We start from the raw sequence: 15,691 nt of genomic DNA, 5'->3' as shown, positions 1-15,691 counted from the left end.
GGCAGTCAAAGCCCGGTGAAGCGAAAGGGGCGGAGCCGAAGCTCCGCCCCCTCCGATGGCGTAAAACCGCCGGGCCGCACCGGGCCGCGGCTCAGACCGCCGCCTGCTCGTGCTGCTCCTGCTGCTCGCGGTGCTCCAGCGCCTGCCGGTACAGCCGCCCGGCGCGGTACGACGAGCGCACCAGCGGGCCGGACATGACCCCGGCGAAGCCGAGCTCCTCGGCCTCCTGCTGCAGTTCGACGAACTCGTGCGGCTTGACCCAGCGCTCCACCGGGTGGTGGCGCAGCGACGGGCGCAGGTACTGGGTGATGGTGATCAGCTCGCAGCCGGCCCCGACCAGGTCGGCCAGCGCCTGGCTGACCTCCTCGCGGGTCTCGCCCATGCCGAGGATCAGGTTGGACTTGGTGACCAGCCCGGCCGCGCGCGCCTGGGTGATGACGTCCAGCGAGCGCTCGTAGCGGAACGCCGGGCGGATCCGCTTGAAGATCCGCGGCACCGTCTCGACGTTGTGCGCCAGCACCTCGGGCCGGGACGAGAAGACCTCGGCGAGCTGCTCGGGCACCGCGTTGAAGTCGGGGATCAGCAGCTCGACGCCGGTGCGGCCGCTCTCGCGGCCGGCCGTCATCGCGTGCACCTGGCGGACGGTCTCGGCGTACAGCCAGGCTCCGCCGTCCGGCAGGTCGTCGCGGGCGACACCGGTGATGGTGGCGTAGTTGAGGTCCATGGTGACGATGGACTCGGCAACGCGGCGCGGCTCGTCGCGGTCGAAATCGGCGGGCTTGCCGGTGTCGATCTGACAGAAGTCGCAGCGGCGGGTGCACTGGTCACCGCCGATGAGGAAGGTCGCCTCGCGGTCCTCCCAGCACTCGAAGATGTTGGGGCAGCCGGCCTCCTGGCAGACGGTGTGCAGCCCCTCCTTCTTCACCAGCGACTGGAGGGCGTTGTACTCCGGGCCCATCTTCGCGCGGGTCTTGATCCACTCGGGCTTCCGCTCGATGGGGGTCTCGCTGTTGCGGACCTCCAGGCGGAGAAGCTTCCTGCCGTCGGGTGCGACAGCGGACACGTGCGACTCCTAGAACTAGACGGGGTACCCCCAGGGTACGCCTGTGCTTGTACGGCCTTCGTCGGGGCGGTGGCCCTGCAATCGCAGGGCAACAGCACTACCGGCGGGTAGATTCCCCGGAAGCCGCCCGGGACTTCGGGGCGGCGGCCCGGAGGGCGGTGGCTTCGTGGACGGTGGTTCCGGGGACGGTGCCTCCGACCGGCGCGACGCCCTGGCCGACGGCCCGGTGGCGGTCGCTCCCGGAGGCGGTCGAGGTCGGTGGCATCGCAGGTGGTGGCGTTGCGCCCGGAGGCGGTCGAGGTCGGTGGCGCGCGGACCGCGGGGCGGTCAGCGGCCGAGCGCGGGCTCGGGGAGTTCGGCGAGCACCTCGGCCAGGTGCTTCTCGACCAGCGGCAGCGCGTCGGCGACGGTGAAGTCCCGGCCCAGCTCGCCGGCCAGCGAGGCGACGCCGGCGTCCCGGATGCCGCACGGCACGATCCTGTCGAACCAGGTCATGTCCGGATCGCAGTTGAGCGCGAAGCCGTGCATGGTCACCCCGCGCGCGACCCGGACACCGATCGCGGCGAGCTTGCGGTCGCCGCCGCGCTGCCCGGCGTTGGAGGGCGCGTACTCGGGGCCGGCCAGCCGCGGGTCGATGCCCAGCGGGAGGCCCATCCGCAGGGAGAGCTTGCCGATGTCCACCACCTGGGACGGGTCCACCACCGCGTCGGGGAGGGAGTCGCCCAGCACCCAGACGCCGCTGCGGCCCTCGACCCGGGTGGTGTCCACGCCGATCGCGGCGCAGGCGCGGATCAGGGACTCCTCCAGCCGGCGCACGTACGCGATCACGTCGATCGGGTCGGGGAGTTTCACGATCGGGTAGCCGACCAGCTGGCCAGGGCCGTGCCAGGTGATCTCGCCGCCCCGGTTGACCTCGACCACCGGGGTGCCGTCCAGCGGCAGGTCGGCGGGGTTGGTGCGCTTGCCCATGGTGTAGACGGGCGGGTGCTCCAGCAGCAGCACCGTGTCCGGGATCTCGTCGGCGACCCGCAGGGCGTGCAGCCGCTGCTGCTCCTCCCAGGCCTCCTGGTAGGGCACGGCGCCCTCGCCTATGCCCATCCGCACGAAACGTACGTTCTCGCTCACCAACTGCTCCTTGCCAGGCGTTCGAGACCAACCTGGCCACTGTACGCCCGCCCGCCGAGGGGCCGTCCAGGTGCCTTGGCGGTGGCCGGCCCCGCCCCGTAGCGGTGCCGTCGCGCCCCGTGGCCGCGCCCGCCCCCCGCTGCCGCTCGCCCCGTCGCCGACCTCGCTTCCGACGCCCCGCTCAGGTGTCCGCCGACCTCGCTGCCGCCGACCTCGCTGCCGCCGACCTCGCTGCCGCCGGTCCCGCTGCCGTCGGTCCGCTGCCGACGCCCCGCTCAGGTCTCCGAGAGCAGTTGCAGCCGCAGCGCCAGCTGGAGCTCCAGCGAACGCTCGGGGTGGTTCCAGTCCCGCCCGAGCAGCACCTCGACCCGGTCCAGCCGCTGCACCACCGTGTTGACGTGGACGTGCAGCTCGTCCTTGGCCCGGGTGAGGCTGCCTCCGCAGTCGAAGTACGCGCGCAGGGTGCGGACCAGCTCGGTGCCGCGCCGGGCGTCGTACTCCAGCAGCGGGCCGAGCGTCGCCCGGACGAAGCCGCCCACGTCGTGGCCGTCGCCGAGCAGGACGCCGAGGAAGCCGAGCGCCCCGGCCGAGGCGCCGTCCCCGGCCCGGCCGAGCACCTGCAGCGCGCGGACGCAGCGCTGGCCCTCGGCGTGCGCGGCGGCGAGCGCGAGCGGGCCGGCGGCGGGGCGCCCGGCGCCCACGGTGACCGGGAACCCGGTCAGCCGGGCGAGCCGTTCGGCGGCCTGTGCGGCCGCCCGCTGCGCGGTGTCCCCGGGCTCGCCGTCGCAGGACGGCACGAGCAGCACCACCGCCTCGCCGTGCTCCGCGCTGATCCCCTTGGACCCGAACAGGTAGCGCCCGGCGGCGCCCGCCAGCCGGGCCCGGTCCGTGGCGGTGGCGGTGCCGCCGCCGGTTCCGGCGGGTTCGGCGACCAGCACCAGGTGCGGGCGCCCGAGGTCGACCCCGAGCCGCCGTCCGCGGGCGGTCAGCCCGGCCGGGTCCCGGCCGGGGGCGGTGAGCAGGTCGGCCAGCAGCTCGCCGCGGACCCGGTTCTCCGTCTCGGCCACCGAGCGGCGCAGCAGCAGGAGCAGCGCGGTCACCACGCTGGCCCGTTCGAACAGCCGGCGGTCCGCGTCGTCGACGTCCGGGCGGCCGCGCAGCACCAGGGTGCCGAGCTGTTCCTGGCCGGCCAGCACCGCGCAGACCCAGGCGTCGCCGTGCGGCACCGAGCGGCCCTCGGCGCGGGACGCGGCCGCCGCCTCGGCCAGTCCGGAGCCGGGGGCTGCCCGGCCGGCCAGCGGCTCGCCCTCGGCGTCCAGGACCGCTATCTCGCCACCGAGGAGGCCGGCCACGGCGGCCGCGACGTCCGGGACCTCGGCGCCGCGCAGCACCAGGTCGGTGAGCCGGTCGTGGCCCTGTTCGGCGCGCTGGACGGCGGCGGAGTGGGCGCGGATCAGCGCGTTGGCGGTGTTCAGCTCGGCGAGTGCGGCCCGGGTGTCGGCGAGCGACTTGGCGGTGTCCAGCGCGATCGCGGCGTGCGCGGCCAGCGTGCAGAGCAGTGCGACCTCGTCGGGGGAGAAGGCGCGCGGCGAGCGGTCGGCGGCGAACAGGACGCCGATCACCCGGCCGCCGAGCAGCAGCGGCACCCCGATGATCGCCACCAGGCCCTCGTCGAGGACGCCCGCGTCGATGGTGCCGGTGTGGTGGAACCGGTCGTCGGTCCGGTAGTCGGGGGTGGCGTACGGGCGGGCGGTCTGGGCGACCAGGCCGCCGAGGCCGTCGCCGAGGCTGAGCCGCAGGGTCTGGAAGAGGACGGAGACCGAGCCGTCGGTGACCCGCATGTAGGTGTCGCCGGCGGCCTCGTCCGGGAGGGTCAGGTAGGCGGTGTCGGTGCCGAGCAGCATCCGGGCCCGGCGGACGATGGCCTGGAGCACGGCGTCGAGGTCCCGGGAGGCGGCGAGGTCCCCGGCGGTGTCGAACAGGGCGGTCAGTTCGGCTTCCCGGCGCCGGTGCTGGCGCAGCGTCCGGTGGACGCGCAGGGCCTGCCAGGTGGCGTCGTCGATCTCGCTCAGCACCGCGGCCGGCGCGCCCCCGCGGCGGGCGTCGGCCAGGACGTCGGCGAAGTCCTCGGTGGCGGCGCCCGAGGCGAGCAGGTCGAGGAGCCGCCGCAGCGCCGGTGCCGAGCCGGGGCGGGGGTCGTTCGCGGCGCCCTCGTCGGTGGCGCTGCGGTCGGTGGCGCTGTCGTTCGTGGCGCGGTCGTTCATGGTGCGGCCGCCAATCGGCAGTGGGACTCGGCCCTGGGGAGGGAAGCGCGATCGTAGCTGTTCAGCCGGGGTGGCCGTGGGCGGTCGGCGCTCGTGCGGTGGTGGGCGCCGACCGCCGGAGGCCGCTCCGGACCTCCGCGCCCCGCCCCGCGGTGCCGTCTCGCGACGCCGTGTCACGATCCGGCCCCGCGAAGCACGTCCGCGGCCCCTGCTCGCCGGTCCCGGCCGCGAGCCCCGCTCACGACCCCTGCCCACGCCCCCGCCCACGAGCCCCGCCCCCGCCCCCCGCCCGCGACGGCGCCCCGCGATGCCCCGTCAGGCCGCCAGGGGCGTCACGCGGCCGCTGGCTTGGCGACCACCGCGTCGTCCGTCCCCTTCCCCTGCCCTGTCCCCACCGCCGCGTCCCCCGGAACGTCCCCCTCCGCCAGGTCGTTTCCACGCGTCTCCCGTGCGCAGAGCACGGCCAGCACGGTGATGACGGCGGCGATCGCGACGTACACCGAGATCGGCGTGGAGCTGCCGTGGTCCCTGAGCAGCGCGGTGGCGATCAGCGGGGCCGGAGCGCCCGCGGCGACCGAGGCGAACTGGGCACCGATCGAGGCACCGGAGTAGCGCATCCGGGTGGCGAACAGCTCTGAGAAGAACGCGGCCTGGGGCGCGTACATCGCGCTGTGGAAGACCAGGCCGACGGTGACCGCCAGCAGCAGCGATCCGAAGGACCTGGTGTCGACCAGCCCGAAGAAGACGAACGCCCAGACGCCGACGCCCACGGCGCCGACCAGGTACACCGGTTTGCGGCCGACCCGGTCGGAGAGCGCACCGAAGAGCGGGATCAGCGCGAACTGGACGGCCGAGGCGATGAGTACGGCGTTGAGCGCCGTCTGCTTCGACAGGTGCACGTGGGTGACGGCGTAGGCCAGGACGAACGTGGTCATCACGTAGTACGAGATGTTCTCCGCCATCCGGGCGCCCATCGCCACCAGCACCTCCCGCCAGTGGTTCCGCAACACCGCCACCAGTGGCGGCTGTTCGGCCCTCCCCTGCGCCTCGCGCGCCTCCGCCCGGGCCAGCGCCTGCTTGAACAGCGGCGACTCGTCCACCGCCAGCCGGATCCACAGCCCCACCCCGACCAGCACCGCCGACAGCAGGAAGGGCACCCGCCAGCCCCAGGACAGGAAGGCCTCCTCCGACTGCACGGTGGTCAGCAGCGACAGCACGCCCGCCGCCAGCAGGTTCCCGGCCGGAGCCCCGCCCTGCGGCCAGGACGCCCAGAACCCGCGCCGCCGCGCGTCCCCGTGCTCCGAGACCAGCAGCACCGCGCCGCCCCACTCGCCGCCGAGCGCGAACCCCTGCACCAGCCGCAGGGCGGTCAGCAGGACCGGGGCCATCGCGCCGATCGAGCCGTAGGTCGGCAGGCACCCGATCAGCGTGGTGGACCCGCCCATCAGCAGCAGGCTCACCACCAGCAGCTTCTTCCGCCCCACCCGGTCCCCGAAGTGCCCGAACACCAGCGCGCCGAGCGGCCGTGCCGCGAACCCGATGGCGTAGGTCAGGAAGGAGAGCAGCGTCCCGGTGAGCGGATCGCTCGACGGGAAGAACAGCTTCCCGAACACGAGCGCGGCCGCCGTGCCGTACAGGAAGTAGTCGTACCACTCGATGGTGGTACCTATCAGGCTCGCGGCCACGACGCGGGGCAGCGAGCGGTTCGTCGGTTGGGTGGGGACAGCGGATGTCATGATCACCACTTCCGGGCCGGGGGAACAGGGAGGGGAACGGGGCGGGGGGAGGACGTCGCCACACGGTAGGAAGCGCCGACCCCCTGGGCTATGTGGGTGAACCACACAGGTCGGGGAGGGACTGTGGTCCCCCGGACCGTGCTTGCGGCTCGGGCCGCCGGTCAGCGCGCGGTCCAGCCGCCGTCGATCGGGAGGCTGGCGCCGGTGATGTAGGAGGCGTGCGGGGAGCAGAGCCAGACGACGAGCCGGGCGACCTCGTCCGGTTCGATGAGGCGCTTGACGGCGGTGCGGTCGAGCATGATCCGCTCCACCACCTCGTCCTCCCGGATGCCGTGGGCGAGGGCCTGGGCGGCGATCTGGCGCTCCACCAGGGGGGTGCGGACGTAGCCGGGGTTGACGCAGTTGCTCGTGACGCCGTACGGCGCGCCCTCCAGGGCGACCGTCTTGCTCAGCCCCTCCAGCGCGTGCTTGGCGGTCACGTAGGCCGACTTGAAGGCGCTGGCCCGCAGGCCGTGGACGGAGGAGACGTTGACGACCCGGCCCCACTCCCGCGCGTACATGTGCGGCAGGGTCCGGCGCAGGATGCGGAACGGGGCCTCCACCATCACCCGCTGGATCAGGGTGAACCGGTCGACCGGGAACTCGTGGACCGGTGCGACGTGCTGGAGGCCGGCGTTGTTGACCACGATGTCGGCGTCGGCGGGGAGCGCCTCCACCGCCTCCGGGTCGGAGAGGTCGGTGACGTGCGCGACGCCCCCGATCCGCTCGGCGAGCCGGCGGGCCGGGTCGCCGGCGAGGTCGACGACGTAGACCCGGGCGCCGGCCGCGGCGAAGGCCTCGGCGCAGGCCCGGCCGATGCCCGAGGCGGCCCCGGTGACCAGGGCGGTGCGGCCTTCGAGCGGGCGGGCTGAAGTGGTGTCCATGGCCGAGAACGGTAGGAATCCCGGGCCCGCACTCCTATGTGGCGGCCCGCCACAGCACCCCGGCGAACTGTGGTGATCACCGCCACGACGGCCGATCGGCGGGTGAGGCCGTCAAAGCCAAACCCATCCTGAGGCGTCTTCCCCACAATGGGCGCGGATGCTTCACCCGTTCGGAGGATTGCTCGGTCAGAACCACCCATAGCGCCCGAATGCTCGCTACATTCACGCCGATTCCCGACAGGGGGCGTCGCCACAGGCAGCCGAACCGCTGGTGGAGCCGGTGCGGCGTCCGAGAGGTGTTGACTGACTATGCCCCAAAGGCCTGCAACCGACAGCCCGGCGTACGGACCGCTCGACCCGCTCGACCAGCACCGGGGTCCGGTCGGCCGGGCCCTTCCGGACGCCCCCGACGCCCCGGCCGCCGACGAGCTGCGGCTCCCCGCGCAGGCCATGCCCGAACGGCACCCGGCCGCCCTGGCCACCGCGGACGAGCCCGCCCGGAACGGCCCGGCCCCCGGCCCGTCCGGCGGCCCGGCGGCCGGTCCCGCGGCCGGTCCGACGGGCGGCCAGGCGGGCGGCCAGGCGGGCGGCCACTCCGGGTCGGCCACGCAGAACCTCCAGCTGGCGGCGCTGATCGAGGAGGCCGGTTTCTCGCACGCCGGCCTGGCCCGCCGGGTCGACCAGCTCGGCCTGGAGCACGGGCTGGACCTGCGCTACGACAAGACCTCGGTGACCCGCTGGCTCCGGGGCCAGCAGCCGCGGGGCGCCACCCCCGCGCTGATCGCCGAGGTGTTCACCCGCCGGCTCGGCCGCCGCCTCACCGCCCAGGACCTCGGCCTGGACGCCTGCGCCCCGGTCTACGCGGGCCTGGAGTTCGCCGAGACGCCGCAGGAGGCGGTGGACATCGTGGCGAGCATGTGGCGCAAGGACAACGGCCCGCAGTCCGAGCTGCGCCGGATCGCCTTCACCCCGGCCGGACTGGTCGTGCCCAGCCGGGACTGGCTGATCGGCCGGACCGACGAGCGCGTCGCCCGGGACGGCTCCACCCTGGCCCGGCCCGATCCGGGCAGCGGGGCACCACCCGCCGGTCCGCCCGCCCCGGCGGGGTCCGCCCCGACCCCGGGCCGCGGCCCCGCCCCGGGCGCCTCCGCCGCGCCGGGTGCGCCCGCCGGCCGGGCCGCCGCCCAGTCCGGGGCGCCCGCCGGCTCCGGCCAGGCCACCGGGGCGACCGCGGGGCCGGCCTCCGGGTCGGCCGCCGGCACGACCGCGCTCGGCCGGGTGCCGACCCAGAGCCGCCGCCCGCCCATCGCCGTCGAGCCGCCGTACCACGACCCGGCCCGCGAGTCCCGTCCGGCGCTGCGGGTCGGCCGGGGCGACATCGCCGCCATCCGTGCCGTCGGAGACCTCTTCCGCGCGCTCGACCACGCCTACGGCGGCGGCCACGCCCGCCAGGCGCTGGTCCGCTACCTGGAGAGCGAGGCCGAGCCGATGCTGCGCGGCCGCTACGGCGAGCAGATCGGCCGCGCCCTGTTCGGCGCCGTCGCGGACCTCACCCGGCTGGCCGGCTGGACGTCCTTCGACATCGCCGCGCACGGCCTCGCCCAGCGCTACTTCGTGCAGGCCCTGCGGCTCTCCCAGGCCGCCGGGGACCGCGCGCTCGGCGGGTACGTCCTGGTGACGATGAGCCAGCAGGCCGTGCACCTCGGCCACGGCCGGGAGGCCGTCCAGCTCGCCAGGGTCGCCCAGCAGGGCGTGGGCGGGGCCGTGCCGCCCACCGTGCAGGCGCTGCTGCACGCCGCCGAGGCGCGCGGGCACGGCCTGCTCGGGGACGTCCGCTCCTGCACCACCGCGCTCGTCCGCGCCGAGCGGTCGCTGGCCGCGGCCCGGGCCGGTGACGAGTTGCCCTCCTGGGCCCGGTTCTTCGACGAGGCCCAGCTCTCCGACGAGTTCGCCCACTGCTACCGGGACCTCCAGCAGTGGCGGACGGCCGCCCAGCACGCCGAGAAGTCGCTGCGGCTGCGCTCACCCGCCTACGCCAGGAGCCGGATCTTCTGCCGCCTGGTGCTGGCCACCGCCCGGCTCGGCATGGGCGACCTCGACGAGGCCTGCGGCATGGCCACCGACGCGCTGCGGGCGGCGGGGGAGATGCGCTCGGCCCGCTCGCTGGAGTACGTGCGGGACTTCCACCGCCGGCTCACCCCGTACCGCGGCAGCCCGGTCGCCCGGGCGTTCGAGGAAACCGTCCGTCAGGCGGGGGTGATCTGACAGCCCTGCGTCCCACCCGCCGCACGCCCCACCGCCGTGCGTCCCAGCACCGCGCGTCCGACCGCCGTGTCCGGCTGTCGTACGTCCGGCCGCCGTACGGCGGAGCACTCACCAGCTCTCGGCGTTCACCCGCGGCCGGTCGCCCCCGACGGCGGCCGGCGGGCGGACCCGCCCGCGCAGCCGCTGGGCGACGAGCGGGAGGAACAGCACCGAGAGCATCCCGGCGCCGACCAGTGCGGCCGCCGTGGAGGACGGCAGGCGTCCGGCGTCCACCTCGATCGTGGTGATCACCACGACCAGGGGCAGCGCCGTCGCGCCGTACAGCCCGAGCGCCACCCGGTCGCGCCGCCCGAGCCCGATCGGGGCGAGCAGCGCCGCGGGCAGCCCCCGCACGGCCAGCAGCAGGGCCAGGAAGAGCGGGACGAGCAGCAGCGTGCCGGGGTCGTCCAGCAGCGCCTCCAGGTCGAAGTTCATCCCGCTCACGACGAAGAACACCGGGACGAGGAAGCCGAAACCGATGCCCTCCAGCTTGGCCGCGATCACCTCCTCCTCGGCCGCCGGCATGTCGGCGAGCAGCAGCCGGGAGACGATGCCGGCGGTGAACGCGCCGAGCAGCATGTCGAGGTCGAGCCAGAGCGCGGCCGCCACCATGGTCGCGAGCACCAGGATCACGATCCGGACGGCGAACTGGCCCGAGGTGCGCAGGGTGTGCCGGATCAGCCGGGTCATCCAGACGGGCCGGGCCCGCCGGGCGTAGCCGATCGCGGCCGCGGTGATCACGGCGAACGCGGCCAGGATGACGGCGGTCCGGGCGGGGGTGTTGCCGCTGAGCAGCACCGCGATGGCGATGATCGGCCCGAACTCGCCCACCGCGCCGGTGGCCATCACCAGCGAGCCGAACGGGGTGGGCAGTTCCCCGGCGTCGCGCAGGATCGGCAGGATGGTGCCGAGCGCCGTGGTGGTCAGCGCCAGCCCGGCGAAGGCGCCGTTCAGCGGGTCGCGGTTGACCATCGCGCCGACGCCGAGCGCCACCGTCAGGGCGACCAGCCACGCGGCGCCCGCCTGTCGGAGCGGGCCGCCGCGGAGCTTGGCGAAGTCGATCTCGTACCCGGCCAGGAACATCAGCATGGCCAGGCCGAACCGGGAGAGCGCGTCGACCAGGTCGTCGACGTGCACCCAGCCCAGGACGTCCGGTCCGATCAGCACGCCGAGCACGATCTCGAACACCACGGTGGGGACGGCGAGCCACCGCAGCAGCCGGTCGGCGAGCAGCGGGGCCGCCACGGCGGCGGCCGGGACCAGGATCAGCGCGAGCGGCTGGACCTCCAGTCCGGCGCTCACCGGGTGGCCGGCCGGGGGGAGGAAACCATCCGATTAGCGATCATATCGGCATACTGGCACGCGGGCGGGCCCCGCTCCGGCAGCCCGCCCGCGTGCCGCACCCGGCGGCGGGCGGCCCGTCGGTGCTCCGTCGGCGGCCCGTCCGCGTGCCGCCGGGTGCGGCACGGCGCGTCAGGCCGCGGCCTCCGCCTCCCGCACGGTGGCGGGTACCCCGAGGTCGCGCACGACGGCCTCGGCGGCCCGCCGTCCGGAGACCAGCGCGCCCTGCACGCTGCTGGTGTCCCGGTGGTCGCCGCAGACGTAGAGCCCGGCCAGCAGCCGGACCGGCCGCCGGGTGTTGTGCGGCGGCGGCATGGCGGGCACCGCGTCCGGGAGGTGGCGCACGCTCAGGAAGTGCCAGCCCGCGGTCGGCGTCCCGTACAGCTCCGCGAGCCGCCCGCGCACCGCGGGCTCCAGCGCGGCCGGCCCGCCGGCGTCGAAGGTGCGGCGCCCGAGCACGGTGGTGGCGATCAGCGTCTGCCCGGGCGGCGCGTACGAGGGGTGCAGCTCGCTGAGCACGAGCGAGTGCGAGACCAGCGACGGCTGACCGCCCTGGCGGTCACCGTCCAGGAGGAGGACGGCCTCGCCGAGCGGGCTCCGGTCGGCCGCGTGGTAGTAGGTGGTGACGGGGTGGAAGTCCGGCAGCCGCAGGCCCGGCAGCAGGCCGGTGGCGGACCGGGGGTCGGTGGCGACGACGACGGCCTGGGCACCGATCCGCCCGTGTCCTGCGGTCTCCACGCCGTCGGCCGCTATCGAGGTGACCCGCACGCCGGTGCGCACGGTGCCGGCGGGGAGGGCGGCGGCCAGCTGCGCCGGCACGGCCGCGATCCCGCCGGCGGGCAGACAGAGCCGGCCGCGCGCGTAGCAGCGGAGCACCAGGTCGGCGACCCGGCTGCTGGTGCCGAGGGCCGGATCGCCGAGCAGGGCGCCGAGCAGCGGCCTCAGCAGGCCGTCGACGGTCCGCGGGGCGAGTCCGCGGTCGGCGAGCGCCCGGGCGGCGGTGGTCTCCGGCCGGGCCTTGAGACGGGCGGCGGGGGTCGCGGCGAGCCGGTTGAGCCAGCTGCCGAGCCTCGCCTTGTCCAGCGGGCTGCCGAGCGGTGCCCGGACGGCGGCCTGCCGGGCGGTGGTCAGCTGGGGGTCCCCGACCCGGTACCGGCGCCCGCCGCCGTGCACGAGTACGCCGGGCGCGAGCGGGCGCAGTTCGAGGCGGTCGAGGTCGAGCACGCGGCGCGGTTCGGGGAACGCGGTGTTCAGCAGGTGGCTTCCGTGGTCGAGCCGGAAGCCGTCCAGCTCCTGGGTGGCCGCTCGGCCGCCGATCCGGTCCGAGGCCTCCAGGACCTGGACGGTCAGGCCGTGGCCGGTGAGGACGCGGGCGGCGGCCAGGCCCGCGAGTCCGGCTCCGACCACTACGACATCCGGATCGGACTGCCGACGGGTGCGGCGAATGAAGTCATACGTGGGCACGGGTGGCTCCCTCCCTGGTCCCGGGGTTTCGGGCCGGCGCAGGCAGCGGGGTGCTGGGACACGGTCCGACGATGTGATGCCCAGTCAGTGTGAGCGTCAGACAGGCGCATCGGGCCGGATCCGGGGCCGGGAAGAGGAGCGACAGCATCCGGTGGGGGCTCGGTCACGGACAGTGATTCGATCGGGGCGGGATTCCGGTCCGGTGGGCGCGCACGGTCACCGGGGGCGTGCGACGCGCCCGTTGCATGCTCCCGTGCGCCCCCTCCCGGAGCCCCGCCAGGGCTCCGCCGGGCATATGCCCCTGGCCAGGGTGGACGTCGTACCGCGCCTACGCGGCGACCCGGCGGGCGAGCGCGCGCACCCGCCGCCGGGCCTCGGCCGGGCGTCCACCGCCCGTCCGGCAGGCCGCCACGGGGCCGCCGCCGGGGCGTCCGCCGGGACGTCCGCCGGGACCGCCCGTCCGGTCAGAGCGCCGCCCGCACCGCCGAGTCCACGTCCGGGTGCCGGAACCGGAAGCCCGCCTCCAGCAGCCGCCGCGGCACCACCCGGTGGCTGCCGACCACCTCGATCGCCAGCTCGCCCAGCACCGCGCCCAGGGCGGCCTTCGGCACCGGGAACGGCGTCGGCCGGTGCAGCTCACGCCCGAGCGCCGCCGTCAGCTCGGCGTTGGTCACCGGCTCCGGGGCGGACAGGTTGAACGGCCCGCTCAGGTCGTTCCGGTCGATCAGGAACCGCAGCGCCGCGACCTCGTCGGCCAGCGAGATGAAGCTCCAGTACTGCCGCCCGTCGCCGAGCCGCCCGCCGAGGCCCAGCCGGAAGAGCGGGAAGAGCCGCCCGCCCGCGCCGCCGTCCGCCGAGAGCACCAGGCCGGTCCGCGGGTGCACCACCCGGACCCCGGCCCGCTCGGCCGCTCCGGCCGCGGCCTCCCACTCGACGCAGACCTCGGCCAGGAAGTCGTCCCCGGCCGGTGACTCCTCGTCGATCACCCGGTCCCCGGTCTGCCCGTAGTAGCCGACCGCCGAGGCGCTGACGAGGACCCGCGGCGGCTCGGCGAGTCCGGCCACCGCGTTGGCCAGCGTCTCGGTGCCGAGCACCCGGCTCTCCCGGATCTCCCGCTTGTAGGCGTCGGTCCAGCGGCGGTCGCCGACCCCGGCGCCGGCCAGGTGCACGACCGCCTCGACGCCGGCCAGCCCGGCCCGGTCGACCTGGCCCAGCAGCGGGTTCCAGCCGATGGCGGTGGTGCCGTCCGGCCGCGGACCGGTCCGCGACCGGTGCCGGACCAGGCGCACCACCTCGTGGCCGTCCGCCAGCAGCGAGCCGACGAGCGCCGAGCCGATCAGTCCCGTGGATCCTGTGACCGCGATTCTCATGCGGACATCCTCGCAGCCGGTGCCCCGCAGACCGGGACTCCGCCGCCCGGAGCGCCGCCGCCGGGGGCGCGGGACCGGCGCGCCAGGGCGGACGGGCACACCCCGTCGCCCGAGCCGTTCCCGAGCCCTTCCCGGGCCGTCCCCGAGCCCTTCCCCCGGCGGCGGTGCCGAACGCCGGAACCCGCTCGGGAGCCCGTCGGCGAAGCCCCAGGGCGAAGCCGGTCGGCCGCAGCCCGTCGGCCGCAGCCCGTCGGCCGCAGCCGGTCGCCGCGCGCCCCGGGCGTCCGGCGGCCGCTAATTCCGTGTACGCCCGCGAGGGCCGTGATTAGCATGACGCGCATGCGCGAATCCGACGATCTGATCATCCGCCCCGCCCAGGCCGAGGACGAGAAGGAACTCGCAGCCCTCAACCGCGCGGCCTGGACCTGGCTGGCCGACGTCGCCCCGCAGCCCGCCGAGGACGCGGGCGTCTTCGACGAGCGCCACGCCCCGGACCAGTTCCTGCTCGCCCTGCTCGGCGACCGGATCGTCGGCTACGTGCGGGTCGTCCCGCCCACCCCGCTGGCCAGCAACCAGCACGTCCGTCAGATCCAGGGCCTGGCGGTCGACGCCGGGGCCCGCGGCCGGGGGATCGGCGTCGCGCTGGTCGAGGCCGCCTGCGGGGCCGCCCGTGCCCAGGGCGCCCGCCGGATCACCCTGCGCGTGCTCGGCCACAACGCCCCGGCCCGCGCCCTCTACGAGCGCTGCGGCTTCGTCGTCGAGGGTTCGCTGGCGGAGGAGTTCCTGATCGACGGCCGCTACGTCGACGACGTCCTCATGGCCCGCACCCTGACGGCCTGACCCCCGGCGGCCCGCGCCGCGCCTCCCACCCCGTCCCGCAACCCCGGCCGCGCCTCCGGTCCCGTCCCCCCACCCCCCGCCGCGCCCCGGCACGGGCCCCCACCTGCCCCGTTGCCGACGGGTCGTCAGATCCGGACGCGGGTGGTGCAGAGTCGTGACAGACCCAGCCTGTCTGGACCGTCACCCGGACGGGTACGGTACGGCCGTGAGCAACTCGACGCCTCCGGGGTGGTACCCGGTACCGGGTGCGGACGGCACGGCCGGTCATGAGCGCTGGTGGGACGGCAACGCCTGGACCAGCGAGGTGCGTCCCGTCCAGGCGGGCGGCGGCCAGATGGCCGACGCCCCGACACAGGTCTCCTGGCAGAACCCGCCGCAGGCCTCCGCACCGCCCTCCTACGGATACGGCGCACAGCAGCAGGGGCAGCCGGGGTACGGCTACCCGACGCAGAACCCGCCCGGCTACGGCTACCCGCCGGCCGGCTACCCGCCCCAGCAGCAGTCGAACCGGATCAAGACCGGCACGGCCGTGGGCATCGTGCTCGGCGTGCTGGCCGTGGTCGGCGTGGTGGCCGCCATCGCGCTCAACAGCGGCGGCGGCACGCCGTCGGCCGACCCGACCGCTCCGGTGCCGACCGTCACCGTCACGGACACCCCGAGCCCCACGGCCACCCCGACCCCGACCCCGACCCCGACGCCGACCCGGAACACCACCCCCACGACGACCGCGCGCCCCGCGCCGGTGGTCAAGGACACCGTGGCCGACGCCCAGCACGCCATCACCGTGCCGGTCTTCGAGGGCTGGGACGCGACGACCGACGGCGACCACTCGACGGTCTTCCTCGGCAACGGCCGGTACACCTGCCCCGGCGGCGGCTCCTGCATCCGCGGTCAGTTCTCGGTCGAGAAGGACACCATCTCGGGTACCACGGCCCGGGCGGCGGCCGAGGCCGCGATGCCCACCTACGCGGCGGCGATCTTCAGCAACATCGCCTCGCACACCGACGCCGGCTCCGCCAGCACCACGGTCGCGGGCATCTCCGGCTACGCGGTGCGCTGGCACATCGTCACCGCGGACGGCAGCAAGGGCTACATCCTGATGGTGGCGGTGCCGGCCAAGGGCGGCGGCTACGTGGCCTTCGAGGGCGGGGTGGACGACGCCGCGGGCGCGCCCGACCCCACCGTGCTGGACCAGATCCTCAAGGGGATCAAGCAGGACAGCAGCGCGGCGGGCGGCTCCAACACCTGACCGACCGCCGCG

The 15,691-nt window shown here is 75.5% G+C and carries 11 protein-coding genes; 3 read left to right on the top strand and 8 right to left on the bottom strand.

Features of this window, described 5'->3' with window-relative positions; all coding sequences use genetic code 11:
- Nucleotides 1-91: 91 nt before the first annotated feature.
- From OG550_RS10635 to OG550_RS10615, 5 genes are all read right to left on the bottom strand, one after another.
- A complete protein-coding gene (locus tag OG550_RS10635) occupies nucleotides 92-1,063 on the bottom strand; it encodes a lipoyl synthase (protein WP_327676450.1) in 972 nt (323 codons plus the stop codon).
- 327 nt (nucleotides 1,064-1,390) lie between these two features.
- Nucleotides 1,391-2,161 (bottom strand): lipoyl(octanoyl) transferase LipB, encoded by a 771-nt coding sequence (lipB, locus tag OG550_RS10630; RefSeq protein ID WP_442906144.1) that lies wholly within the window; start codon nucleotides 2,159-2,161, stop codon nucleotides 1,391-1,393.
- A 302-nt stretch (nucleotides 2,162-2,463) separates the two neighbouring features.
- On the bottom strand, nucleotides 2,464-4,452 hold the full coding sequence (locus OG550_RS10625; protein WP_327676448.1) for a helix-turn-helix domain-containing protein: 1,989 nt from the start codon (nucleotides 4,450-4,452) through the stop codon (nucleotides 2,464-2,466).
- A 332-nt stretch (nucleotides 4,453-4,784) separates the two neighbouring features.
- Nucleotides 4,785-6,188 (bottom strand): MFS transporter, encoded by a 1,404-nt coding sequence (locus tag OG550_RS10620; RefSeq protein ID WP_327676447.1) that lies wholly within the window; start codon nucleotides 6,186-6,188, stop codon nucleotides 4,785-4,787.
- 161 nt (nucleotides 6,189-6,349) lie between these two features.
- Nucleotides 6,350-7,111, bottom strand: coding sequence for a 3-hydroxybutyrate dehydrogenase (locus tag OG550_RS10615; RefSeq protein WP_327676446.1), 762 nt, complete (start codon nucleotides 7,109-7,111; stop codon nucleotides 6,350-6,352).
- Between the two features lie 309 nt (nucleotides 7,112-7,420).
- Here OG550_RS10615 and OG550_RS10610 point away from each other — a divergent pair, with 309 nt between their 5' ends.
- Nucleotides 7,421-9,376, top strand: a complete 1,956-nt coding sequence (locus tag OG550_RS10610; RefSeq protein WP_327676445.1) for a regulator — start codon at nucleotides 7,421-7,423, stop codon at nucleotides 9,374-9,376.
- Nucleotides 9,377-9,484: 108 nt separating this feature from the next.
- Here the strand turns inward: OG550_RS10610 and OG550_RS10605 are convergent, their stop codons facing one another.
- The 3 genes from OG550_RS10605 to OG550_RS10595 all read right to left on the bottom strand — a co-directional run bounded on the left by OG550_RS10605 (nucleotide 9,485) and on the right by OG550_RS10595 (nucleotide 13,590).
- Nucleotides 9,485-10,717: a cation:proton antiporter gene (locus OG550_RS10605; RefSeq protein WP_327676444.1), complete on the bottom strand. Its 1,233-nt coding sequence runs from the start codon at nucleotides 10,715-10,717 to the stop codon at nucleotides 9,485-9,487.
- Nucleotides 10,718-10,888: 171 nt separating this feature from the next.
- On the bottom strand, nucleotides 10,889-12,220 hold the full coding sequence (locus OG550_RS10600; protein ID WP_327676443.1) for an FAD-dependent oxidoreductase: 1,332 nt from the start codon (nucleotides 12,218-12,220) through the stop codon (nucleotides 10,889-10,891).
- 464 nt (nucleotides 12,221-12,684) lie between these two features.
- On the bottom strand, nucleotides 12,685-13,590 hold the full coding sequence (locus OG550_RS10595; RefSeq protein WP_327676442.1) for a TIGR01777 family oxidoreductase: 906 nt from the start codon (nucleotides 13,588-13,590) through the stop codon (nucleotides 12,685-12,687).
- A gap of 330 nt (nucleotides 13,591-13,920) precedes the next feature.
- On the opposite strand from OG550_RS10595, the gene OG550_RS10590 reads away from it, so the two are divergent.
- On the top strand, nucleotides 13,921-14,430 hold the full coding sequence (locus OG550_RS10590; RefSeq protein ID WP_442905977.1) for a GNAT family N-acetyltransferase: 510 nt from the start codon (nucleotides 13,921-13,923) through the stop codon (nucleotides 14,428-14,430).
- A 205-nt stretch (nucleotides 14,431-14,635) separates the two neighbouring features.
- Nucleotides 14,636-15,679, top strand: coding sequence for a DUF2510 domain-containing protein (locus OG550_RS10585; RefSeq protein ID WP_327676440.1), 1,044 nt, complete (start codon nucleotides 14,636-14,638; stop codon nucleotides 15,677-15,679).
- The last annotated feature ends 12 nt before the right edge of the window (nucleotides 15,680-15,691 follow it).

The organism is Kitasatospora sp. NBC_00458 (assembly GCF_036013975.1).
Lineage (GTDB): Bacteria > Actinomycetota > Actinomycetes > Streptomycetales > Streptomycetaceae > Kitasatospora.
This window is presented reverse-complemented; position numbering and strand designations above follow the sequence as displayed.